The sequence below is a fragment of the Micromonospora sp. DT44 genome, assembly GCF_049841635.1.
In the GTDB taxonomy this organism is placed as follows: Bacteria; Actinomycetota; Actinomycetes; order Mycobacteriales; family Micromonosporaceae; genus Micromonospora.
This window is the reverse complement of record NZ_JBNCKS010000002.1, coordinates 214471-237409: the sequence shown is the minus strand read 5'-3', so window position 1 is coordinate 237409 and position 22939 is coordinate 214471. Positions and strand designations below refer to the sequence as shown.

Below are 22939 nucleotides of genomic sequence, written 5' to 3'. Positions count from 1 at the left end.
CAACGACGTCAGCGAGCGACCAACACGATTTTCAGCCCGGAACGGGCCACCTCGCCAGAGGCGACAAGGACTAACCCCCGGGCCCCTTCCCGGCCCCCGGCCCGACCCCGCCCTCACTGCGTTGATCATGAAGTTATTGCCACTCGCATCGGCGTGTCGTGGCAATAACTTCATGATCAACGCGGGGATCGGGGGGTGGGGGGTGGGGGGTGGGGGTTAGCCGGCTCGGCGGGTGGGGCGACGGGCCAGGTAGCGAAGGAGGTCGCGGATGTGGTGCTTCTCCTCGGCTGGAACGGTGGGGTCGGCCAGCCGGTCCAGGATGGCGCGGACGTCGGCGTCGACCGGGCCGTCGTCGCTGCGGCGTCGGGGCGTCGGGCCCGCGTCGGGCAGTCCGAGGGCCCGGAACGCGGCGGCCACCGGCAGATCCAGGGCGGCACAGAAGCCGCGTACCTTCGCCAGTTCCGGATAGTCCTGCCAGTCACCGGCGAGCCAACGGAACACGGTCGAGCGGCCCACGCCCGTGTGCGCGGCGAGATCGGTCACGGTCCACCCGCGCTCTTCGCGGGCGTCGTCAATGGCCCGCCGGACGAAGCGGGCGAACGCCATCTGCGGTGTTACGTCTGCGGAACCCATCCGGTATGTCTTTCCCTCCCGGCCGAGCACTGGGAAGATGCGCCTCCGAGCGTAGTACGCCGAGGATCGGAAACCACTGACTGACCGCACAAACTGTCCCACGGATGAGACTCCACCTCGGGCAGTATTCGGACCGGTACCGAGCGATCATCATCGTTCTTCTACTAAGCTCGGTGCCCGTCCCGGCATGGCGCACGCGCGCCTGCCGCGTTCGTCCGGACCACCGCCGAGGAGCACCATGGCCGAACCGCGCCGTCCGCAGCCGTACCAGCCTGGTGCGGTGAGCCTCTTCTTCGTCGTCAAGGCCGGCGTCTTCGCCGCCGGGTTCTGGGCCTGGTTGCTGGTCCTGGTGCTCCGCACCGACGCGGCGACCGGTGCCCACGTGCTGGCCGCCACCGGCGCGATCACCACCACGCTGGTCGCCGTGGTGCTGGGCGCCCGGATGGCGCTACAGCAGAACGCGGCCGTCCGGCACGCCGAGACGAAGAAGCTGCTCGTCGACATCTCCTGGAACGCGTTCACGGCCGCCGGCAACGCCGAGAGTTCGGGGAAGGTGGTGCCCTTCCCGAGCAGCCCGGTGGACGACGACCGCTCGACGCGCAACGGCGGGGACCGGGTGGCGGTCTTCGACCGTTCCGGCAGCCGGGACCGGGGCAGCAACGCCGACCGCCGACGCTGAGGCCTCTGCGAAGTCCCCGGCCTGCGGCCGGTCCAGGACCCTAGTTGGCGGACCCCGTATCGCCGGCCAGGAGGACCTCCAGCGGGGGCGTGACCTGCCACTGGTCGACCAGCTCGCGGTACTCCGTGTGCCGTGGGTCGGCGACACCGGTGTGGCGGGCGCGGATCAGCAGGTTGCGGGGGGTGTGCTGGGAGTCGACGAACTCCACCACCTCGGCCCGGTAACCGTGCGTCCGCAGCAACCCGGCGCGCAGCGCGTCGGTGAGCACGTCGGCGAAGCGCTCGCGCAGGATGCCCTGCCGGGTCAGCAACTCGTACGGCGCCGGGGTGGGCTGCGCGCGCAGCTGCTTGGCGAGGTCGTGGTGACAGCAGGGCGCGGCGAGTACCCAGCGGGCCTGCCAGCGCACCGCGCGGGCCAGCGCCTCGTCGGTGGCGGTGTCGCAGGCGTGCAGCGCCAGCACCAGGTCCGGGGCGGGTTCGACGACGGCCTCGGCGATCGTGCCGGCGACGAAGCTGACCTTGTCGGCCCAGCCCAGTCGCTGCGCCAGCTCGGTGTTGCGCCGGCGCTGGTCCTCCCGGACGTCCACGCCGACCAGATCGACATCGAGCCCCCGGCCCGTCAGGTAGCGGTAGGAGGCGAAGGTCAGGTAGGCGTTGCCGCAGCCGAGGTCGACCACCCGCAGCGGACCGGTCAGGTCGTCGGGCAGGGTCGCGGCCAGGGCCCGCAGGAACGCGTCGACCTGACGTCGTTTCGCCGCCGAGCCGCCGATCTCGGCGAAGATCGGGTCGCCGGGATCGAGCAGATACTCCTTCGCCCGGTCGTTCCCAGCCGGTGTCGTCGCCGGTCGGGCCGTCGCCGCTCGGTGTACCTGCGCCTCGCCGGACTTGGTCACCCGGAGCTGGAGGGTCGCGTCGGCGGTCTCCACGTGCCAGTTGCCGAAGGGCTCGGCCAGGAGCTCGTCGACCGCCGCGTCGGCCTCGGGACCGGGAGCGACATTGCGGGTGTACGGGCGTACGCCGTCGGAGGTGGTGACCTGAAGTCGGGGCCCGGCCTTGAGCGTCACCGGCCGCAGTTCGGCCCGCTCGACTGTGGGGCGACGGCCCCGACGGCGTCCGGCGGCGACCGCCCGGGTCAGCGCGGGGTCGAGCAGCAGCGCCCGAACCTCGGTCAGGGCAGCGTCCAGTGGTTGCGGCATCGTTCCATCTTCGGCAGGTGGGGTGGGAAGAAGGGAACATCCCCCGCACCGCGCGAGGCGGTGCGGGGGATGTCGGATGGATCTCGCTGCGTCAGTCCGCGGTCGCCTCGGCCGGCGTACCCTCGCCGGAACCGCCACCACGACGGCGTCGGCGGCGGCGCGGCTTGGCGGCCTCGCCCTCGGCGGCGTCGACGGACTCGGCGGGCGCCGTGTCGGCCGCGATCACCGCGGTCGGCTCACCGGTCACCGCCTCGCCGGCCGCGATCACCGCGGTCGGCTCACCGGTCACCGCCTCGCCGGCCCGGCGGCGACGCCGGCGGCGCGGGGTGCGGGTGGCCTCGTCGCCAGCGGCTTCCGCAGGTGCTTCGGCGGCCGGCGTGCCGGCGTCGGTGCGGTCGCGGCGACCGTCGCCCCGACCACGGCGCTCGCCCCGGCCCTCGCCCCGGCCCTCGCCACGACTCTCACCGCGCCGGCCGCCCCGGCCACCGCTGTCGCCCCGGCGGGAGCGGGTGGTGCCGCCGAGGTCTTCCTCGATCTCGGCGGACAGACCGGCGCGGGTCCGCTCGGCCGTGGGCAGCGTGCCGCTGACCTCGGTCGAGATGAGCAGGTCGGTGTAGAGGTGCGGGGATGTGTGGTACGTCTCCGGCGGCTCGGGCATCTCCAGACCGAGGGTCTTGTCGATGATCCGCCAGCGCGGCATGTCGTCCCAGTCGACGAAGGTCACCGCGACGCCGGTCGCTCCGGCCCGACCGGTACGACCGATGCGGTGGGTGTAGGTGTCCTGGTCTTCCGGGCAGTCGTAGTTGATGACGTGGGTGACGCCGGTGACGTCCAGGCCCCGGGCCGCGACGTCGGTGGCGACCAGGATGTCGATCTTGCCGGCGCGGAAGGCCCGCAGGGCCCGCTCCCGGGCGCCCTGGCCGAGGTCACCGTGCACCGCGGCGACCGCGAACCCGCGGAAGTCGAGATCCTCGGCGACCCGGTCGGCGGCCCGCTTGGTGCGGGTGAAGATCATGGTCAGCCCACGACCCTCGGCCTGGAGGATGCGCGCCACCACCTCGACCTTGTTCATCGAGTGGGTGCGGTAGACCAGTTGCTGGGTCTGCGGCGACGGCCCGGTCTCGGCGGTGTGCCCGGCGTGGATCGTCATCGGCTGGCGCAGGAAGCGCCGGGACAGGGTGACGATCGGGTCCGGCATGGTCGCCGAGAAGAGCATCGTCTGCCGGTCTTCCGGAAGCATCGCCAGGATCTTCTCGACGTCGTCGAGGAAGCCCAGGTCGAGCATGCGGTCGGCCTCGTCAAGGACGAGCGCGCGTACCCGGTCGAGGCGGAGGTGCTTCTGCTTCTGCAGGTCCATCAGTCGACCCGGCGTGCCGACGAGGATCTCGACGCCCTTGCGCAGCGCGTCGATCTGCGGCTCGTACGCCACGCCGCCGTAGATCGGCAGCACCCGGACGCCGCGCGTCCGGCCGGCGGCGGCCAGATCCTTGGCGACCTGGATGCCCAGCTCACGGGTGGGGACGACGACCAGCGCCTGGGGGACGCCGTCGCTGCCCTCGCCCGGCGCGAAGACCCGGTCCAGCAGTGGTACGCCGAAGCCGAGGGTCTTGCCGGTGCCGGTGGGCGCCTGGCCGATGAGGTCGACGCCGCGCAGCGCGATCGGGATCGCGTACTCCTGGATGGCGAACGCGCGGGTGATGCCGGCCGCGGCCAGCGCCTCGACGGTCTCGTCGCGGGCGCCGAGGGCGGCGAAGGTGGGTGCCTCCGGTCGGACCGGGGCGGTGGGGGCCAGTTCCTGGCCGTCCATCAGATCTTGAGTCAGCTCGCTCATGTGGATGTGGGGGTGCCCTCTCGTGGGTGCGCCCCGTCATGTCCTCAGGGCGCGGTCGGTATGACGCGGGCCACACGGTCGGGGGCAGACTGCCGAGCCGGACCGGGCCGCACGCGCACCGCAGGCTGGACTTCGATCAGATCGGCGCCCACGGCAACTGCTCTATGCTACCCGAACAGGCAAGCTCACGTCCCGATTCCCGGTCGGCCAGCCGCCACGCGGGGGGACTGAATGTGAACTGCATCACACGCAGTAGCCTGCGCTCGTGTTCACCGCCGGTTCCGCCGTCCCCGACCTGCTCGGCTTGGTCGCCTTCGGCGAACTGCTCGCCTTCGAACGCATGGCCGCCGACGCGCGACTCGCGCCGGACCTGCGCCGCCGCGTCGAGCTGAACCAGATGGCCGCGGCCGAGATCGACAACTACCGCCGGCTCGCCGACCGGCTCGCCGCGCTCGGTGTGCCGCCGGAGGAGGCGATGGCGCCCTACGTGCGGCCGTTGCAGGCGTACCACGACTCCACCGAGCCGCGGGACTGGGCCGAGGTCGTCACCAAGGCGTACGTGGGCGACGCCATCACCGACGACTTCATCCGGGAGATCGGCCACGCGCTGGACGGACCCGACCGGGCGCTGGTGCTCGACGTGCTGCACGACTCCCGGTACGCGGAATTCGCCGCCGCCGAGATCCGGCTGGCCGTCGCCGACGACCCACGGGTGGCCGGCCGGCTCTCCATGTGGGCCCGGCGACTGGTCGGCGAGGCACTGTCCCAAGCCGGCCGCGTCGCCGCCGAACGCGCCGCGCTCACCGTACTGATCACGCAGGCCGAGCGGATCGACGTGCCGGAGCTCTTCGCGCGGCTCACCGCCGCGCACACCGCGCGGATGGCCGCCGTCGGACTGAACAACTGAGCGCCACAGGTCGGGCGCGTTCACGCGGTACCGGCCCGCGGCAGGTGGCGCGACGCCGACCTGCCGCGACGGCCGGACCGGTCAGCGGACGGTGAAACCGACCGCTCGGGGGGACGCCTCGGCGATCTCGACGTAGGCGACCTTCTCGACCGGAACGATGACCCGCCGGCCCTTCTCGTCGGTCAGGGAGAGCGTGCCGCCGTTACCGGCGAAGGCGTCGGTCACGATCTGCTCGATCTCGGCCGGCGACTGCGCGCTGTCCAGAACCAGCTCGCGCGGCGCGTACTGCACGCCGATCTTGACCTCCACTGTGCCTCCTCAACTGGGCGATAACCGCCCTGGGAAGGCTATCCGATCACGGGGGTGACGGTCAGGCTGACTCACCTTGCAGCGGGAAGCTCGCGATGCCCCGCCACGACAGCGCCGCGACCAGTGCCTCGGCCTCGGCCTTCGGCACCTGTCGGCCGCCGGCCAGCCAGAACTGCGCGGCCGTCTCCGCCGCGCCGACCAGCCCGGAGGCGAGCAACTCGGCGTGCGACCGGCTCACGCCCGTGTCGGAGATGATGGTGTCGGTGATCGCCGCGATGCAGCCCTGCTCGACCCGCTCGACCCGCTGCCGTACCGCCGGGTCGTTACGCAGGTCCGACTCGAAGACGAGGCGGAACGCCTCGCTCTCGTGATCCACGAAGTCGAAGTACGCGCGGACCGACGCGCCGACCCGCTCCTTGTTGTCGCTGGTGCCCCGCATCGCCTCCTGCACCTGAGCGACGATGGCGTCACAGTGGGTGTCCAACAGCGCCAGGTAGAGGTCCATCTTCCCGGGGAAGTGTTGGTAGAGCACCGGCTTGGAGACCCCGGCCCGCTCGGCGATGTCGTCCATCGCCGCAGCGTGGTAGCCCTGCGCGACGAACACCTCCTGGGCCGCCGCGAGCAGCTGCTTACGACGCGCGGAGCGGGGCAGGCGCGTGGGCCTGCCAGCGGTCTGTGCGCCGTTCCCCACAGCCGTCATGGGATCCTCCGAGTTCTTCGTACGAGCCGCCATTTTCCCCCCAGACCGGGGCGGCCCCCGACCGCGTCGTGGAATTGGCCCGCCGCTGTAACTTATCGCCACTCTCCCCACACGGTAGCCTCAGCGAGGGCGACCAAGGAGCGCGCGGTGAGTGAAACAGGGCAACCCGGAGCCGCCACCCCGGGAGAGCACGGTGACGGAGCGGGTCAGCACGACGACCCGGGTCGTTCCGGCAACGGGTGGGCGCCCTCGACGGGCGGGTGGTCACCGTCCGGCGAGAGCGAAGCGGCCGGGGAGCAGGCGCCACGATGGCAGTCCGACCCCGCGTCCGGCTGGCGCACCACCTCGACGAGGCACGGTGACCTGCCCGCGCCTCTGCCCGGGCTGCCCGGCGCCGCCGAGTGGCCGGCCCGGGTCAACGGCCACCACACGAACGGCGTCCACCAGGCCGAGGCCGAGGGTGACGGCGTGGTCGACGACGCCAACCACGGGGACGCCGAGATCAACGGCGTGGGTGCGTCGTCCGGTCGCCAGACACCGGTCAGCGCGCCACCCGGACGGACCCCCGAAGACCGGCCCGACCTGGGCGCCGGCCGCCTGGCGGTGCCCGCCCAGCGCCCCGCGCCCCCCGCCGACCAGGGATCGGGGGAGGCCGGCAGCGGTAGTGCCCGGCACCTGACCGCCGACCCCACCACGCCGCGTGACGCCCGCTGGGCCGAACCCGGTGTTCCCGGCACCGCGCCCATCCAGGTGCCGCCCGTCGGCACGGCGGCCTCGGGCTTCGAGGTGCCACCCGGACTCCACGCGCCGACCGGCGACCGCTCGACCGTCGACGACCGGGAGGCCGGGTCGCGCGCCCGCCGGGAAGCGCTCGCGTCGGAGCCGTCGGCCGGGTCGGGACGCGGCGACGAGTCCGAGCCGGAACGCCCCGCCGCCGACACCCGGCGCGTGGGCGAGCCCTCCTCCGTCGAGCCGGACTGGTCCGGGCCCAGCTGGAACCGCCCGAGCTGGGGCAGCGGGTGGGCGCCACCCTGGTCCCGTCAGGACGGCGAACCGTCCGACCAACCGACGCGGGACGAGTCCGCGCCGGGTTGGGTCGCCGAGCCCAGCGTGCCGTACGAGCCGGTGCGGGCCGAGCCGACGCGTCCGTACGAGCCACTGGCCGCCGAGCCCCCCCGCGCCTACGACATCGCCACCGAGGCGGAGGCGGCCTCCGATCGCGGCCGGCCCTCGCGCCCGTCCTGGGCCGGCGAACGTCCGGCCACGACCCCAACCAGCGTGCCGCCGGAGGCCCCCCGCTCCGAGGCGACCGAGCGCCCGTCCTGGGCCGGCGGGCCGACGTCCGAGCCGGCCGGTACGCCCGCCGCGCCTCGTCCGTCCTGGGCCGCGCCGATATCGAGCAGCGTGCCGACCGACCCGCCATCCCGTGCGAATGCCTCGGACCTCACCCCGACCAGCGGGCCCGGTGCGCCTGCGCCCGCCGCGTCGGCGGCTGCCGAGCGTCCGTCGTGGGCCGGGGGTCCCGCGCCGACCAGCGGCCCGCCGGCTGCCGAGCGTCCGTCCTGGGGTGGCGGTCCCGTGCCGACCAGCGCCGCTCACGTGGAGCCGACCAGCGGCCCGCCGGCTACCGAGCGTCCGTCCTGGGGCGGCGGTCCGGTGCCGACCAGCGCCGCTCACGTGGAGCCGACCAGCGGCCCGCCGGCTACTGACCGTCCGTCCTGGGCCGGTCCGGCATCGGCCCTCCCGCCGCCGCGCCCCTCCTGGTCCGGCGAGTCGGACCCGGCCCCGACCAGCTTCGGGGCGTCCCGCCCGTCCTGGGCCGGTGCTCAGGCCTCCGACGGCACGCCCGCGCGCCCGACGTGGGCCGGCCCCGCGCCGGTGGACCCGTCGGCGCCGGTCGACCCGCCACCGGCGCCCGCCGGCCCACCGGCGACGGTGGTGGATGCGCCGTCGCAGAGCACGCCGCCACCGGCGACGCCCGTCCGTCCGGCGGCCGGGCGTCCGTCCTGGGCGGGAAACTCGCCGACACCCGTGGCGAACGCGGCCGCCGAACGACCGGACTGGTCCGAGGGACGCATCCCGGCGGCCTCGCCGGGCGATCGTCCGTCCTGGCCGGCCAGCCGGCCGGCGAGCACTGCTCGTGGGAGCGACGCGGGCGAGGCGCCCAAGCCGGTCCGACCGACCGGGCCGTTCCGGCTCCGGCCGGCGAGCCCCGAGCCACCCGACCCATCGACCGTCGGGCCGGTCCCCAGCGCCCCGACGGCAACCGGTCCGGCCTCGGCCACCGCCGGGTCGGGACGACACGACCGGCCATCCGCGTCCGCCCCTTCCTACGCGGCCCGCCGATCCGCCCCGGAACCGGCGTCGCCGGCCGACGCCGCGGCCAGCGGTCGACGGCCCGACACGCCGGCGGTACTGCCGCAGCGCGTCCCCGCGCAACCGGACGTGCCCGTTGTGCCGGAGCCGCCAGCCGTGGAACCACCCGCCGAAACCCCCGAACTCGCGCGCATCGCCACCCACCTGCGCCGTGACGACGAGCCCGCTCCGTTGCGGGAACGTCCCGAGGGATTCGATGTCAACGCCATCCTGGACGCCGTCCGGGAGGTGGCCGGTGTCCGGGACGCGGCGCTGCGTCGTACCCCGGCGGGTGCGCACAGCCTTCGGCTGGACCTGGCCGACGGCGCGGATCCGGCCGAGGTGAGCCGGCAGGTCGCCCGGCTGCTCCAGGAACGGATGGGCCTCGCCGCCGCACCGCAGAACGTGCCCGGCCTGCCCACGACGCCGTCCCCACCGGTACGCCGCCGGGCCACCGAGCCGCGATCTGCCGAGTCCCGGTCGGGTGGCGCGAAGCCCGCCAACGCGCGACCCGCCGAGGCCCGTCCCGCCGAACCACGCAACAACGGCGCGGAAGCGCGTATCGCCGAGGGCGGCGGTCCGGCGGCGGCCGCCTCGACGAGCCCCGAGCAGCGGACCGGCCCGGACAGCGCGCTCCGGCGGCGGACGGGCGCCCCGCACCGGGGCCGCGCCACGGTCGAGGAGCCCGGCTCGGTCTCGGGTGTGCCCGCCGGCGGAGCCACCGGCAGCCCGGCGACGCTCGGAACGTCGTACTCCGGTGGTCAGGTGACCACGACGGAGTCGGCGCCGTCGCGCCCGCTGGACACCGGCGGCGCGCCGGGGCCGCGCGTGGTCATCGACCACGTGCAGGTCAGCACCTTCGGCCTGGACGCCAACGTGGAGGTACGGCTGCTCGCCGGCGACGGCACCGCAGCCGGGTACGCGACCGGGCCGGCGGTGGACGGTTACGTGCTGCGGCTCTGCGCGGTGGCCGCCGCCGCGGCCGTCGACGAGCTGCTGCGCGGCACCGAGAATGCCGAGCGTGGCCGCTGCTTCGTCGAGCACGCGGCGGTGGTGCCGTTCGGCAACTGCGAGGTGGCGACCGTGGTGGTGCTGCTGGTCTGCGACGGCTGGGTCGAGCAGCTCGCCGGCTCGGCTCTGGTGGCCGGCGATCCGCGGCAGGCGGTGGTCCGAGCCACGCTGGCGGCGGTCAACCGCCGGCTGGAGGCACTGCTGTCCTAAGGGGCCTGTTCCAAAGAACTGGACCGTCCTTATGAAACAGGCCCTGGATGGTGCGAGGCAGACTGGAGGGATGAAGCGTGCCACCCTCTGGCCGGACCACCTCCTTCCCGACGCAGGTGTGCCGCCACCGTGGCCGGGCCGGGAGGTGCGCCTCGACGGTCAGGTCACGTACGTGCGGGACACCCCCGCGACGAGGGCGGACGCGGAGCCGGCGCTGTTCGTGCACGGGCTCGGCGGCTCGTCGCAGAATTGGACCGACCTGGCCGGGCTGCTCACCGACCGGTTGGACGGCCAGGCCATCGACCTGCCCGGGTTCGGCCGCAGCGAGCCGGGACGGCGCTACACGATCCCGGCCTTCGCCGACCTGGTCATCAGGTGGATCGAGCACTCCGGTCGGGGGCCGGTCCACCTGTTGGGCAACTCGCTGGGCGGCGCGGTCTCGGTCCAGGTGGCGGGGCTGCGGCCGGACCTGGTCCGCACCCTCACCCTGATCTCTCCGGCGCTGCCGTTCCTGGACTTCCGACGGTCGTTGCAGGGCCGGATGCTGCCGGTGCTGGCGATTCCGGGGGGTGAGCGGCTGGTCGCCCGGCGGTTGACCCAGCTCGCCCCGGAGGTCATGGCCGAGCAGGTGCTCGAGGCGTGTGTGGCCGACCTGAGCCGCATCTGTCTGCAGCGGCGGGAGGAGGCGCTGGAGGAGATCCGGGTGCGGTACGAGGCGGCGCACTACGCGGCCGCGTACGTCCGGACGTTCCGGGGCCTGGTCTCCAGCTTCCTGCGGGCGTACCTGCCGGGGTCGGGCTCGCTGTGGCGGCTCGCCGGGGCGGTCCGCGCGCCGACGCTCGTGGTGGCGGGCCGGCAGGACAGGTTGGTAGACGTCCGGGTCGCGCCGCAGACCGCCCGGGTCATCCCGGACAGCCGCCTGTTGATGCTCGACGGGGTCGGCCACGTGGCGCAGCTGGAGGTGCCCCGGCTCGTCGCCCGCGCGGTGGTGGGTCTGCTCACCGAAAAGGGGGAGACCGTCCGGCCGTCCGATCTGGCAGGCTGACCGGGATGTTCAGGTCCGCTCACCGCCACCGACGCTTCGCACTGATCGCCCAGTTGGTGGCGGTGGTGCTGGCGATCGGAGCGGCGGTGACCGTGGTCGCCGAGGAGCGGGGCGAGCCGTCCGACCGGCTGACCGCCGGTGAGGCCGCCGCGCCGCCACTAATGACAAAACCGCTGCCGGCGTCGGTGAGCCCGTCGCCGAGCGCCACGGTGGCGGCGTCGCCGAGCGCGTCGCCGGTGCTGCGGATGCCCGGAGCGGTCCCGAGCGCCGGGACCGGCCGCTTCGACCACGACGACCGCTCCGGCCCGGTCCTGGGCCGCGCGGGTGAGCTGCGTCGTTACCGGGTGGCGGTCGAGTCGGGCAGCGGCGAGGACGTGGCCGCGTTCGCGCAGGCCGTCCAGGTGGCGCTCACCGGCCCGGGTAGCTGGGTCGACAGCGGTCGGCTGCGGTTGCAGCAGGTGCCGGGGGACGCTCCCCGGGACTTCACCGTCTACCTGGCGACGGCCCGTACGGCGGGCCGGATGTGCGCCGCGGGTGGGGTGGACATCCGGAATCGACGGGCGGCCGTGCACCTCCTGCCGTGCGCCCGGTCAGGTGATCGTCGACCTGGACCGGTGGCGGTTGTCGGTGCCGCACTACGTCTCGGCGCGCGTGCCGCTGTCGGTCTACCGGACGTACGTGGTCAATCACGAGGTCGGTCACCAGCTCGGGCACCATCACGAGCGCTGCCCGGGTTCGGGGCGTCCGGCGCCGGTGATGATGTAGCAGACCCTCTTCCTCAACGGGTGCCGGGCCAATCCGTGGGCCGTACGTCGACGGTCGGCGCTACGCCGGGCCAGCACTCTGATACGTATTGCGGCAATAGCTGCCAAAAGCGGAGAATTGCCCGAATAATCTGGCAGGCTTGGCGTCATGACGCCGTCGTTCCCTTACGGCCCGCCCGACCCGCCCGACCCGTCGGCAGGGTCGGCGTACGAGGGCGCGCGTCCCAGTCTCGTGCGGATGCGCCGCCGCCGACGGCGCAGTCTGCTGCTCGGTGTGCTCGGCCTCGCCACCGCCACCGCCATCGGCGTGACCGTGGCGCGCGGCGGTGAACCACCGGTCGACACGCCGCCCATCCCGACACCGGGCGGCATGGGCGTGGGCGGCGGGGAGGCCCATCCGGCACCCAGCGACTACCCGTCGGTCGGCGCGGGACGGTTCAGCGCCGCAGACGGGGAAACCGCGGTGCGCGGCGGGGACGGACCGCTGCGCCGGTACCGCGTCGTGGTCGAGCGCGACAGCGGCCAGGACGCCGCCACGTTCGCGGCACGGGTCGACGAGGTGCTGGCCGACCCGCGCAGCTGGATCGCCTCCGGCGAGCTGCGCGTGCAGCGGGTGGCCGACGCCCGAGCCGCCGACTTCACCGTCTACCTCGCCACCCCGGTCACGTCGGAGCGGATGTGCGCCGAGGGCGGCCTGTCCACCGAGCGCTACACGTCCTGCCGGCTACCCGGCCGGGTCATCATCAACCTGGCCCGCTGGCAGGAGGCGGTGCCCGACTACGGCGCACCGCTGGAGACGTACCGCACCTACGTGATCAACCACGAGGTCGGCCACGAGCTCGGCGCCGAGCACGAGGCGTGCCCCGGTCCGGGCGAGCCCGCCCCGGTGATGCAGCAGCAGACGTACGGGCTGGAGGGCTGCGTGGCCAACGCCTGGCCCTACCTCGACGGCCGTCGCTACGCCGGCGACGCCGTCCCCTGAGTTATTCCCGCTCCCGCATCGCGGACCACGTGTCCTCCCTCATGGCCGAGCGGGGCCCCGGCGAGCAACAATGGCGCGGTTCACACCGCCGATCCCGGGGAGTCCACCGTGTCGTTGCCCCCGCTCGTCGAGCCCGCCGGCGAGCTGACCGTTGACGAGATCCGCCGCTACTCGCGCCACCTGATCATCCCGGACGTCGGGGTGGCCGGGCAGAAGCGGCTGAAGAACGCCCGGGTGCTCTGTGTCGGCGCCGGTGGCCTCGGCTCGCCGGCTTTGCTGTACCTGGCCGCAGCCGGGGTCGGCACGCTCGGCATCATCGACTTCGACACCGTCGACGAGTCCAACCTCCAGCGCCAGGTCATCCACGGCGTGTCCGATATCGGCCGCTCGAAGGCCGAGTCCGCCGCCGCGTCGATCCGCGAGATCAACCCGCTGGTCAACGTCGAGATCCACAACACCGCGTTGGACCGGGAGAACGTCCGGGAGATCTTCGCCCAGTACGACCTGATCGTCGACGGCACCGACAACTTCGCCACCCGCTATATGGTCAACGACGCCGCGGTGCTGCTCGGCAAGCCGTACGTCTGGGGTTCCATCTACCGGTTCGACGGGCAGGCGTCGGTGTTCTGGGCCGAGCACGGCCCCTGCTACCGCTGCCTCTACCCGGAGCCGCCGCCGCCCGGCATGGTCCCCTCCTGCGCCGAGGGTGGCGTGCTCGGCGTGCTCTGCGCGTCGATCGGGTCGATCCAGGTGAACGAGGCGATCAAGCTGCTCACCGGCATCGGCGAGCCGTTGGTGGGCCGGCTCATGGTCTACGACGCCCTGGAGATGGAGTACCGCAAGATCAAGGTTCGGAAGGACCCGAACTGCGTGCTCTGCGGCGAGAACCCGACCGTCACCGACCTGCTGGAAGACTACGAGGACTTCTGCGGCGCGGTCTCGGTCGAGGCGCAGGAGGCGACGCTCGACTCGACCATCACCGCGCTGGAGCTCAAGGAGTGGCAGGACGCCGGCAAGGACATCTTCCTCGTCGACGTGCGGGAGCCCGCCGAGTACGAGATCGTGCGGATTCCCGGCGCCACCCTGATCCCCAAGGGCGACATCATCTCCGGTGAGGCCCTCGCGAAGCTCCCGCAGGACAAGCAGATCGTGCTGCACTGCAAGTCCGGCGTCCGCTCCGCCGAGGCGCTCGCCGCGCTGAAGTCGGCCGGGTTCCGTGACGCCGTCCACGTGCAGGGCGGCGTGCTCTCCTGGATCAAGCAGATCGACCCGTCGCTGCCCGCGTACTGACCGGTGGAGCCGGGGCGGCCCTGTCGTCCCGGCTCCGACCCGTCGGGTCAATCGACGCAGATAGCTCCGACCAGACCCGCGCACCGAGCGACGCAGCCATTTCCGGCTGGCCGATTCCCCGAGGCGAGATCGCGTCTGCGCAGGTAGCGTGTCCGCCGTGGTCGACTTGGAAGCCGCGATCGGGTTCGTCGTGGCGCACGGGGACGCGGTGGAACGCGCCCGCCTCTCCTGGCTGCGCAACGGCACCCCGGTGCCGGCGGAGCTCTTGGAGGTGGCCGAGGCCGGCCAGTCGCCCGACGGTGGCTGGCCGGCGACGTGGGGCGGCGAGGTCGCCTCGGTCGACGCCACCTGTTTCCGGCTCAGTGAGCTGGACGACCTCGGCGCGCTGGGCCGTCCCGCCGCCCGGCGGGCGCTGGACTGGCTGGCGTCCCGGCAGCAGCCCGACGGTGGTTGGGACGAGGACCTCTCCCTGGCCGGCTCGGCGCCCGAGTGGGCCCGACCCGGTGACCCCGAGGCCAAACTCTTCCTCACCGCCAACGCCGGCTTCTGGCTCACCGTCGCCGGCCTGGACGCCCGCGCCTCGGGTCCGCTCGATCACCGGGTCGGTGGGGCGTACGCCGGTGTGGTGCAGGCCGCGGCCCAGTCGATCGTCGCGCGGCTGCGCCCGGACGGCACCTGGCCGTCTTTCCTCGCGGCCGGCTGGCTGAGCGCGGCAGTACTGCACCGCCAGGACATGTTCCAGGAGTCGGCGCGGATCCAGGTGGTGCTCGCCGAACGGATGGCCACGATGTCGGCGGGCGACGTGGCCTGGCTGGCGGCCACGCTGCGCCGCGTCGGCATCGACTCCCACGACTGGGTCATGGTGCGCGCCCTGCGGCGGCTCGCCGAGACCCAGCGCAGCGACGGTGGGTGGGAGAGCGACGACGGTCACCAGTTCGACGTGCACTCCACGCTGTCCGCCATCCGCGCCTGCCGGCCGGCCGATCAGCGCACGTGACCGTCGCCGGTGACGACGTACTTGGTGCTGGTCAGCTCGGGCAGGCCCATCGGGCCGCGGGCGTGCAGCTTCTGCGTCGAAATGCCGATCTCCGCGCCGAAGCCGAACTCGCCCCCGTCGGTGAACCGGGTCGACGCGTTCACCATCACCGCGGCGGCGTCCACCCGGGCGACGAACTCGCGGGCGGCGGTCGTCGAGTCGGTGATGATCGCCTCGGTGTGTCCAGTGCCGAAGCGGCGGATGTGCGCGACCGCCGCGTCCAGCGAGTCGACCACCGCCACCGAGATGTCGGCCGACAGGTACTCCGTGGCGTGGTCCTCCTCGGTGGCCGGGACGACGGCGGCCGAGTGGGCGGCCACCTCGGGGGAGCCGTGCACGGTCACGCCAGCCTCGGCGAACGCGGCCAGCACCAGCGGCAGGAACGCGTCGGCGACGTCCACGTGCACCAGCAGCGACTCGGCGGTGTTGCAGGTGGACAGGCGCTGCGTCTTGGCGTTCAACGTCACCGCGACGGCCTTCGCCAGGTCGGCGGCGGCGTCGACGTAGACGTGGCAGTTGCCCACGCCAGTCTCGATCACCGGCACTGTCGACTCCTCGACCACGGTGCGGATCAGCGACGCGCCACCGCGCGGGATGAGCACGTCGACCAGCCCGCGAGCCCGCATCAGCTCCTTGACTGAGTCGCGCGAACTGGCGTCGAGCAACTGCACCGCGTCGGCCGGCAGACCGGCCCCGGCGACCGCGTCACGCAGCACCGCGACCAGCGCGGCGTTCGAGTGCGCGGCCGACGACGACCCGCGCAGCAGCGCCGCGTTGCCGGACTTGAGGCAGATGCCGGCCGCGTCCACCGTCACGTTGGGCCGCGCCTCGTAGATGATGCCGACCACCCCGAACGGCACCCGGATCTGGCGCAGTTCCAGCCCGTTGGGCAGGGTCGACCCGCGGACCACCTCGCCGACCGGGTCGGGCAGCGCGGCCATCTCACGCAGCGCTCCGGCGATGCCGGCCACCCGGCCCTCGTCGAGGGCGAGCCGGTCCAGCACGGCCGCGCTCAGCCCGGCTTCGCGCCCGGCCGCCAGGTCCGCTTCGTTGGCGGCGAGGATCTCCGGGGTACGCGTCACCAGCGCGTCGGCCATCGCGACCAGCGCGGCGTCCTTGACGGTACGGGTGGCCACGGCCAGGTCGGCGGCGGCGTCCCGCGCCCGCTTCGCCTGCTCCACGACACTCATGCCAGCACTCAGACGCTCGCTCACTGTTGACTCCTCAGAGCAGCACGAGGTCGTCGCGGTGGACGACCTCCCGTTCGTACGCCGGGCCGAGCGCCGCGGCGAGTTCGGTGGTGGAACGGCCGAGTAGGCCGGGCAGCTCCACCGCGTCGTAGTTGACCAGGCCACGGGCTACCGGCGCACCGGCGTTGTCGACCAGGTCCACGGGGTCGCCAGCGGTGAAGGTGCCGTCCACGGCGGTGATGCCGGCCGGCAGCAGCGACTTGCGCCGCTCTACGACGGCGGCCACCGCGCCCGGGTCCAGGTGCAGGCGTCCCCGGGGCGAGGTGGCGTGGGCCAGCCAGAACAGCCGGGCCGTCGGCCGTTTCCGCTGCGGGTGGAACAGCGTGCCGACCGGCTCGCCGGCCAGCGCCGGCGCGGCCAGGTCGGCGGAGGTCAGCACGACGGGGATACCGAAGCCGGTGGCGATGCGGGCCGCCTCGACCTTTGTCACCATGCCGCCGGTGCCGACGCCGGACCGGCCGGCGCCGCCGATGGTGATCCCGGCGAGGTCCTCCTCGCCGCGTACCTCGGCGATCCGCACCGACTGTGGACGGGTCGGGTCGCCGGTCCAGAGCGCGTCCACGTCGGAGAGGAGCACCAGCAGGTCGGCGTGCACCAGGGCCGCCACCAGGGCGGCCAGCCGGTCGTTGTCGCCGAACCGGATCTCCTCGGTGGCGACCGTGTCGTTCTCGTTGACGATCGGCACGGCCCGCAGGTCGAGCAGTTTGCGCAGGGTTCGGTACGCGTTGCGGTAGTGCGCCCGCCGGGTCACATCGTCGACGGTGAGCAGTACCTGCCCGACGGTGCGGTCGTGCCGGGCGAAGCTGGCCGCGTATCTGCCGATCAGCAGGCCCTGGCCGACGCTGGCGGCGGCCTGCTGGGTGGCCAGGTCGCGCGGACGTCGGGTCAGGCCGAGCGGGGCGAGGCCGGCGGCGATCGCGCCGGAGGAGACCAGCACGACCTCGCGTCCCTCGGCGCCGAGCCGGCCCAGGGTGTCGACGAGCGCGTCGACCCGCTCGTCGGCGAGACCGCCGGTGGCGGTGGTCAACGAGGAGGACCCGATCTTGACGACGATCCGCCGAGCGGCCGTGACTGCGTCGCGCACCCGCCCATTCTGCGTGCTTAAGCCCGCGTGGCCCGGTGGCGTTCCCATATGGTGGCCGATTGTGACTCCTGACGAGTACGTCGAGGCCGTGCTGGACCTCGTGGAGCGGATTCCGGAGGGCCGGGTGATGTCGTACGGGGCGGTCGCCGACGCGCTGGCCGAGCGCTCGGGACGTTCCTCCGCGCGACTGGTCGGCGCCATCATGGCCCGGCACGGTGGCTCGGTGCCCTGGCACCGGGTGGTGACCGCGGGCGGCCGGTTGCCGCCGGGGCACGAGCGCGAGGCGCGGGCCCGGCTGCGGGCCGAAGGGACGCCGTTGCGCGGTGCGGGGGTGGACATCGGGGCGGCCGGTTGGTCGCCCGGGGAGGGGATGTGACCCCCGCCATAACGTGAGTAACATTCGGCCCCATGAACCAGCCGCCGGGTGCCGCCGGCCTGCCCGCCCCCGGACGGCTGCCCCGCCCGGTGCACGTCGGATACGCGCTCGGCTCGCTCGCCACCGGCGCGTTCGGCACCGTGCCCGGTCTGCTGCTGCTGCCGTACCTGACCGACACGCTCGGCGTCGCCGCCGGGCTGGCCGCCCTGCTGGTGCTGCTGCCCAAGGCGTGGGACGTGCTGGTCAACCCGGTCGCCGGGCGGATCTCCGACCGCACCCGGTCGCGCTGGGGCGCCCGCCGTCCGTACCTGCTCGTCGCCGGCCTCGGGCTTGCCGTGCTCTTCGCGGCCATCTTCGCCGCGCCGTTCGGCAACGGGCCGGGTGCCGCGGCGTACGTGGCGCTAGCCTTCCTCGCCACGGCCACCGCGTTCGCCTTCTTCCAGGTTCCGTACGTGGCGATGCCCGCCGAGATGACCGACGACTACGCCGAGCGCACCCGGCTGATGACCTGGCGGATCGCTGTGCTGGCGCTGACCATCCTGGTCGCCGGCGCGGTCGCCCCGCTGGTCGTGACGTCCGGCGGCGACGGCGTCCCCGGTCACCGCTGGATGGGCCTGTTCGTGGCGGCGCTCATCGCCATCGGTGCCGTCGGCGCGTTCCTCGGCACCCGGTCCGCCCCCGGTGGCGCGGTCGGCGCCAGCGAGCCGACACTGCGCGCCCAGCTCGCGGTGGCCGCCGCCAACCGGCCGTTCCGGGCACTGCTGGTCTGCTTCGTGGTGCAGTCCGCAGGGGTGGCGACCATCCTCGCCGGGGTCAACTACTTCGCCGGGCAGATCCTGCGCGACGAGCAGAGCGGGCCGACACTGCTCTTCGCCTGCTTCGTCGGGCCGGCGCTGCTGGTGATGCCGCTCTGGTCCCGCGTCGGCGCCCGGCTGGGCAAGCGGGCCGCCCTGGTCGCCGCCGGGCTGATCCTCGCCGTCGGGGCGCTCGCCCTGGCCGCCGCCCCGGCACTGCCCCCGGTCGTCGTCTACCTGGTGGTCGCGGTCCTCGGCGTCGGGTACGCCGGGCAGCAGGTGTTCGCGCTGGCGATGCTGCCCGACTGCATCGCGTACGAGACGGCGCGTACCGGCCGTCGGCAGGCGGGTGTCTTCACCGGCCTGTGGACCGCCGGGGAGACCCTCGGCCTGGCGCTCGGTCCCGGCATCTACGGCCTCGTGCTGCAGATCTCCGGCTACGTCTCCTCCGACACCGGAACCGCCGCCGCCCAGTCCGACACGGCGAGGCTCGGCGTCCTGCTCGGCTTCACCCTGATCCCAGCCCTCCTGATAGCGCCCCCCATCCTCCTGCTCCGCCACTACACCCTCCCCACCCTCCCCACCCCCACCCCCACCCTCGGGGTCGATCATGGAGTTGTGGTGGGGGACGAAAGCCGTTAACCGTTACGAGAAGGGCACCAGAACTCCATGATCGACGAGAACACGGTTGAGGCGGGCGCGCTGTCCCGCGAGGGGGTCAGCGCTGAAGAGGTGCTGGATGAAATCCGGCGGCTGCGGGCGGGCGACCGGCCCACCCACGGCGGGCGGCTGTTCGCCTATGTCTACGACCCGGCGGTGCCGGGGCTCGACGACCTTGCCGCCGCCGCGCACTCCGAGAGCGCCCACGTCAACGGGCTCGATCCGACCGCGTTCCCGTCCCTGCTGGCCATGGAGAACGCGCTCGTCGGCGCGGCCGGCCGGGTGCTCGGCGGCGGCCCGGGCACGACCGCGCCGGACGTGGTCGGCAGCGTCACCAGCGGCGGCACCGAATCGCTGATCCTCGCCGTCAAGGCGGCCCGGGACGCGCACCCGGAGATCGCCGCGCCCCGGATTGTCGTGCCGTCGACCGCGCATGCCGCGTTCGCGAAGGCAGCGCACTACCTGCGGGTGGCGCTGGACGTGGTGCCGGTGTCGCCGGAGACGCTGCGTCCCGAACCCACCGCGATGGCCGCCGCGATCGGGCCGGACACGGTCCTTGTCGCCTGCTCCGCGCCCTCGTACGCGCACGGGGTGGTGGACCCGGTCGCCGAGATCGCCGCCGTCGCCGCCGAGGCCGGAGTGCGCTGCCACGTCGACGCCTGCTTCGGCGGCTGGGTCCTGCCGTACCTGCGTCGCCTCGGCGAGCCGGTGCCGGCGTTCGACTTCACCGTTGCCGGCGTCACGTCCATCTCGGTCGACCTGCACAAGTACGCGTACGCGCCGAAGGGCGTGTCGGTGCTGCTGCACCGGGACGCCGCCGGGCGTGCGCCGCAGTACTTCGCGTACGCCGACTGGCCCGGGTACACGATGATCAACCCGGTGATCGCCTCGACCCGGTCGGGCGGGCCGATCGCCGCCGCGTACGCCACCCTGCGACACCTCGGCGACGCCGGCTACCTGCGGTTGGCCGCCACCACCCGGGACGCGGTCGCTGCCCTGGCCGACGCGGTCCGCGCCGTCGACGGGCTGCGGCTGATGGCCGAGCCGGAGTCCACGGTGGTCTGCTTCACCGCCACCGAGGGCGGCCCCGACCTGTTCGTCCTGGTCGACGAGTTGACCGCCCGTGGCTGGCACACCCAGCCCCAACTGTCGTACGCCGATCTGCCGGCCAGTGTGCACCTCACGGTGACCGCCTCGGTCGCGCCCCGGGTGGCCGAGTTCGGCCCGGACCTGGCCGCCGGGGTGGCGGCGACCCACGCGAGCGGCCCGGTGCGGCTGCCCGCCGAGGTGGCGTCCCTGGTCGGCGTCCTCACCCCCGAGGCGCTGACCCCGGAGGTGGTGGCCGGGCTGGCGGCCGGGCTGGGCCTCGGCGGTGGCGGCGACAGTGCCGGTCCGCTGCCGGATCGGATGGCGGTCGTGAACACGCTGCTCAACGCCGCCCCGTCGGCGCTGCGCGAGAGGTTGCTGGTCGAGTTCGTCGGCCTCCTGCAACGCCCCGACTGGGGTTCGGGCGCGTGAACCCCGGTGTGCCCCACCTGGGTCGAGGTGAGGCACCGAACGTCCGGCTCAGAGCACGCCGGGCAGTTGCACGTGGTTGTCCTTGTCGTTGAGGTCGCGCCAGTAGCGGTCCTTGGCGTCGATGTGCACGATGTAGAAGTCGCGCTTCGTCGCGGCGGCACCCGAGCGGTCGGGCACCAGGTCGACGAAGGTGTAGCGCCGTGACTCGCCGGCCGGCACCCCCGGCAGGACGCAGACCCGGTTGACCTCCTGACTCGCGCCCTCCGGGTCGCACCTGGGCCAGTCGCCGCCCGCCGGCTCACCGACGTCGAAGCCCCGGAACTCGAGCTGCGCCGCGTCGACCGACCCGGCGTTGGTCACCGTGAAGACGGTGGTCAGCTTGCGGCCGCCCGGGGCGTCGACGAGCGTGTGCGTCATGGTCACCCGCAGGTCGGTGAGCCGGGGATCCTTGCCGAACTTCGTGGGGCCATCGGTCTGGATGAACCGGCCACCCTGGAAGCGGTAGGTGCGCCGCTGCTCCTGCGGCCAGTACGCCGGGGTGTCGCAGCAGGGCTGTAGGTCGGCCACCCGTACCTGGACGGCACCGGCGGTGCTGACCGTGAACCCGAGGATGTCCTCGATCTCGTCGGTGGTGCGGACGACCCGGCCGAGCGTCACGATCCGTCCGTTGTCGTCCCGGTCGAAGGCAACGACCTGCTTTGCCAGCGCCTCGCCAAAGCGGCACGCGATCAGGGCGACCGTCTCCTGCGCACCGTCCCCGTCCAGGTCGGCGTGGCTCACGGGCCCATCCGGAAGCAGCGGAACCCAGGTCTCGATCGCCCTGGTCACCAGGCGTACGTCCGACGTGGTGCAGGTCGACGGCACGTACTGCGGCCAGTCCGGCAGGTCGAGCCGGGCGGCGAGCAGCTGGGTCCGGCTGATCCGGCCGTCCGGGGCGTCGGACTCGGCCGACGGCGTGGAGTCCGGCGACGGCGTGGCGGACGGCGTGGGCGGCGGTGCGCTGGTGGGCGGGGGTGTCGGGTCGGCGGACTCCGCCGGTACCGGTGGCGTCCGGTCGCCCTTCAGCGCGGCGTTGGCGACGACCGGCGCCAACACCAGCACGACCGCGGCCGCCGCGACCGCCACGATCCTCGTCCGCCGCCGGCGGTGCAGGGTACGCCGGGCCTGGTCGGGGCCGGGGCCGACGGCCCGGGCGGTGACGTCCGCGCGGTACGCGGTCAACCGTTCGCGCAGCCGCGGGTCGAGATCAGACATCGGGCACCCCCTCGGTGTTCTCGTCCAGCAGTCCGGCCAGGGCGGTCCGGCCTCGGTGCAGCCAGGACTTCACGGTGCCCTCGGCCACTCCTTCCTGCAGGGCGATCTGACTGACCGACAGGTCGGCCAGGTAGTGCAGGATGACGGCCCGTCGATGGTTGGGCGGCAGTTGCGTGAGCGCCGCGTCGATGGCCACCCGGTCCGGTGTCGGGCCGTCCACCTCGGCCTCGACGCGTCGCTGCCGCAGGAGGTGGTTGCGTGCCGTGCGGAGCCGGCGCCAACGGCTGCGGGCCAGGTTCCAGGCGACCCGGCGAACCCAGGCCACCGGATCGTCGTACCGGACCAGGCGGTCCCAGCGCGCCAGCGCCCGGCAGAACGCCTCCTGGGCGAGGTCCTGCGCGTGGCCCAGATCCCCGGTGTACGCGCACAGTTGGGCCGCGACGCTCCGGAAGTGCGCGTGGTAAAAGTCGTCGAAGGCGATCGCCGCCGCCTTCGACCCTCCGGACGTCAGCACCGCCGGCGGTTCGTTGGCGCGGGCTCCCATCGTTGCTGTCACTGCCCCTCCCCGTTTGCCCGCCGGGCGGGTGCCCCTGGGCGCCGGTAACACTCCCCGACGGCGGGCGTGGTTGCGCCCTCTTCTGCCGCGAACCTGACTGTCCCGGGACAACGCTGAAGCGTCCGGGAACGCCGCACACGATCCGTAACGAATCAACGGCCTTATGTATAGACAAGTATCACTAAACGGGGGTTTTGTGGTATTCGCCGCTTCCGTACGGTCAATTCATCAACCAACGACACGGGAGAAGGCAATGACGATGCGGAAGATCCTGATGACCGGACTGACTGCGGCGGCCGGACTGGCCCTCGGCGTGAGCGGAGTGGCGACGGCAGCCCCGGCGATCGGCCCTGGCCCGGGTGCGCCGGGTGAGATCGGCCCCGGCCCGGGCGTCGTTCTGGCGATCGGCCCCGGCCCGGGCGTCGTTCTGGCGATCGGCCCCGGCCCGGGTGCGCCGGGTGAGATCGGTCCCGGCCCGGGCGTCGTCCTGGCCTGACCCT

At 73.5% G+C, this 22939-nt stretch carries 22 protein-coding genes and 1 pseudogene; 13 read left to right on the top strand and 10 right to left on the bottom strand.

Annotation, left to right across the window (positions count from 1 at the left end; translation table 11 throughout):
* Positions 1–216: 216 nt before the first annotated feature.
* Positions 217–633 (bottom strand): helix-turn-helix domain-containing protein, encoded by a 417-nt coding sequence (locus ACLQ25_RS02480; protein ID WP_355053372.1) that lies wholly within the window; start codon positions 631–633, stop codon positions 217–219.
* A 238-nt stretch (positions 634–871) separates the two neighbouring features.
* Here ACLQ25_RS02480 and ACLQ25_RS02475 point away from each other — a divergent pair, with 238 nt between their 5' ends.
* Positions 872–1312, top strand: coding sequence for a hypothetical protein (locus ACLQ25_RS02475; RefSeq protein ID WP_425728624.1), 441 nt, complete (start codon positions 872–874; stop codon positions 1310–1312).
* A gap of 40 nt (positions 1313–1352) precedes the next feature.
* Here the strand turns inward: ACLQ25_RS02475 and ACLQ25_RS02470 are convergent, their stop codons facing one another.
* Together ACLQ25_RS02470 and ACLQ25_RS02465 are read right to left on the bottom strand one after the other, a co-directional pair.
* The gene (locus ACLQ25_RS02470) at positions 1353–2507 is read right to left on the bottom strand and encodes a class I SAM-dependent methyltransferase (RefSeq protein ID WP_425728622.1); all 1155 of its coding nucleotides are present in this window, start codon (positions 2505–2507) and stop codon (positions 1353–1355) included.
* A 91-nt stretch (positions 2508–2598) separates the two neighbouring features.
* Entirely contained in the window at positions 2599–4338 is a 1740-nt protein-coding gene (locus ACLQ25_RS02465) for a DEAD/DEAH box helicase (protein ID WP_425728620.1), read from the bottom strand.
* 265 nt (positions 4339–4603) lie between these two features.
* On the opposite strand from ACLQ25_RS02465, the gene ACLQ25_RS02460 reads away from it, so the two are divergent.
* Positions 4604–5245 (top strand): ferritin-like fold-containing protein, encoded by a 642-nt coding sequence (locus ACLQ25_RS02460; RefSeq protein WP_425728618.1) that lies wholly within the window; start codon positions 4604–4606, stop codon positions 5243–5245.
* 81 nt (positions 5246–5326) lie between these two features.
* On the opposite strand, the gene ACLQ25_RS02455 is transcribed toward ACLQ25_RS02460, so the two are convergent.
* Positions 5327–5554 (bottom strand): DUF3107 domain-containing protein, encoded by a 228-nt coding sequence (locus tag ACLQ25_RS02455; protein WP_030329796.1) that lies wholly within the window; start codon positions 5552–5554, stop codon positions 5327–5329.
* A 61-nt stretch (positions 5555–5615) separates the two neighbouring features.
* Positions 5616–6254, bottom strand: a complete 639-nt coding sequence (locus ACLQ25_RS02450) for a TetR/AcrR family transcriptional regulator (protein ID WP_425728616.1) — start codon at positions 6252–6254, stop codon at positions 5616–5618.
* A gap of 1578 nt (positions 6255–7832) precedes the next feature.
* Between ACLQ25_RS02450 and ACLQ25_RS02445 the strand changes: the two genes are divergently transcribed.
* Positions 7833–9830: a hypothetical protein gene (locus ACLQ25_RS02445; protein ID WP_425728643.1), complete on the top strand. Its 1998-nt coding sequence runs from the start codon at positions 7833–7835 to the stop codon at positions 9828–9830.
* A 70-nt stretch (positions 9831–9900) separates the two neighbouring features.
* Positions 9901–10875, top strand: a complete 975-nt coding sequence (locus ACLQ25_RS02440) for an alpha/beta fold hydrolase (RefSeq protein WP_425728614.1) — start codon at positions 9901–9903, stop codon at positions 10873–10875.
* A 19-nt stretch (positions 10876–10894) separates the two neighbouring features.
* Here ACLQ25_RS02440 and ACLQ25_RS02435 read toward each other — a convergent pair whose 3' ends face one another.
* On the bottom strand, positions 10895–11083 hold the full coding sequence (locus tag ACLQ25_RS02435; protein WP_425728612.1) for a hypothetical protein: 189 nt from the start codon (positions 11081–11083) through the stop codon (positions 10895–10897).
* Here ACLQ25_RS02435 and ACLQ25_RS02430 point away from each other — a divergent pair.
* The 5 genes and pseudogenes from ACLQ25_RS02430 to ACLQ25_RS02410 all read left to right on the top strand — a co-directional run.
* Positions 11037–11354, top strand: a pseudogene (locus ACLQ25_RS02430) (DUF3152 domain-containing protein); the annotation flags it as partial. The gene ACLQ25_RS02435 and the pseudogene ACLQ25_RS02430 sit on opposite strands and share 47 nt — an antisense overlap.
* Before the next feature lie 55 nt (positions 11355–11409).
* Positions 11410–11640, top strand: coding sequence for a DUF3152 domain-containing protein (locus ACLQ25_RS02425; protein ID WP_425728611.1), 231 nt, complete (start codon positions 11410–11412; stop codon positions 11638–11640).
* Between the two features lie 147 nt (positions 11641–11787).
* Complete coding sequence (locus ACLQ25_RS02420) at positions 11788–12621, top strand: DUF3152 domain-containing protein (RefSeq protein ID WP_425728609.1); 834 nt, start codon at positions 11788–11790, stop codon at positions 12619–12621.
* A gap of 108 nt (positions 12622–12729) precedes the next feature.
* On the top strand, positions 12730–13911 hold the full coding sequence (gene moeZ, locus ACLQ25_RS02415) for an adenylyltransferase/sulfurtransferase MoeZ (protein ID WP_425728607.1): 1182 nt from the start codon (positions 12730–12732) through the stop codon (positions 13909–13911).
* A gap of 106 nt (positions 13912–14017) precedes the next feature.
* The gene (locus tag ACLQ25_RS02410) at positions 14018–14908 is read left to right on the top strand and encodes a prenyltransferase/squalene oxidase repeat-containing protein (RefSeq protein WP_425728641.1); all 891 of its coding nucleotides are present in this window, start codon (positions 14018–14020) and stop codon (positions 14906–14908) included.
* Here the strand turns inward: ACLQ25_RS02410 and ACLQ25_RS02405 are convergent.
* On the bottom strand, positions 14896–16137 hold the full coding sequence (locus ACLQ25_RS02405; RefSeq protein ID WP_425728639.1) for a glutamate-5-semialdehyde dehydrogenase: 1242 nt from the start codon (positions 16135–16137) through the stop codon (positions 14896–14898). The genes ACLQ25_RS02410 and ACLQ25_RS02405 overlap by 13 nt on opposite strands.
* A gap of 34 nt (positions 16138–16171) precedes the next feature.
* A complete protein-coding gene (gene proB, locus ACLQ25_RS02400) occupies positions 16172–17329 on the bottom strand; it encodes a glutamate 5-kinase (protein WP_425728605.1) in 1158 nt (385 codons plus the stop codon).
* Positions 17330–17342: 13 nt separating this feature from the next.
* Here proB and ACLQ25_RS02395 point away from each other — a divergent pair, with 13 nt between their 5' ends.
* From ACLQ25_RS02395 to ACLQ25_RS02385, 3 genes are read left to right on the top strand one after another with little or no spacing between them, the layout of a single operon-like run.
* Positions 17343–17657, top strand: coding sequence for an MGMT family protein (locus tag ACLQ25_RS02395; RefSeq protein ID WP_425728603.1), 315 nt, complete (start codon positions 17343–17345; stop codon positions 17655–17657).
* Between the two features lie 32 nt (positions 17658–17689).
* A complete protein-coding gene (locus ACLQ25_RS02390) occupies positions 17690–19093 on the top strand; it encodes an MFS transporter (protein ID WP_425728601.1) in 1404 nt (467 codons plus the stop codon).
* A gap of 27 nt (positions 19094–19120) precedes the next feature.
* A complete protein-coding gene (locus ACLQ25_RS02385; RefSeq protein WP_425728599.1) occupies positions 19121–20629 on the top strand; it encodes a pyridoxal phosphate-dependent decarboxylase family protein in 1509 nt (502 codons plus the stop codon).
* Between the two features lie 48 nt (positions 20630–20677).
* On the opposite strand, the gene ACLQ25_RS02380 is transcribed toward ACLQ25_RS02385, so the two are convergent.
* Together ACLQ25_RS02380 and ACLQ25_RS02375 are read right to left on the bottom strand one after the other, a co-directional pair.
* Positions 20678–21883: a hypothetical protein gene (locus ACLQ25_RS02380; RefSeq protein ID WP_425728598.1), complete on the bottom strand. Its 1206-nt coding sequence runs from the start codon at positions 21881–21883 to the stop codon at positions 20678–20680.
* Entirely contained in the window at positions 21876–22439 is a 564-nt protein-coding gene (locus ACLQ25_RS02375) for a SigE family RNA polymerase sigma factor (protein ID WP_425728596.1), read from the bottom strand. The genes ACLQ25_RS02380 and ACLQ25_RS02375 overlap by 8 nt, the downstream gene beginning before the upstream one ends.
* Positions 22440–22692: 253 nt before the next feature.
* On the opposite strand from ACLQ25_RS02375, the gene ACLQ25_RS02370 reads away from it, so the two are divergent.
* On the top strand, positions 22693–22935 hold the full coding sequence (locus ACLQ25_RS02370) for a hypothetical protein (RefSeq protein WP_425728594.1): 243 nt from the start codon (positions 22693–22695) through the stop codon (positions 22933–22935).
* Positions 22936–22939 lie beyond the last annotated feature (4 nt).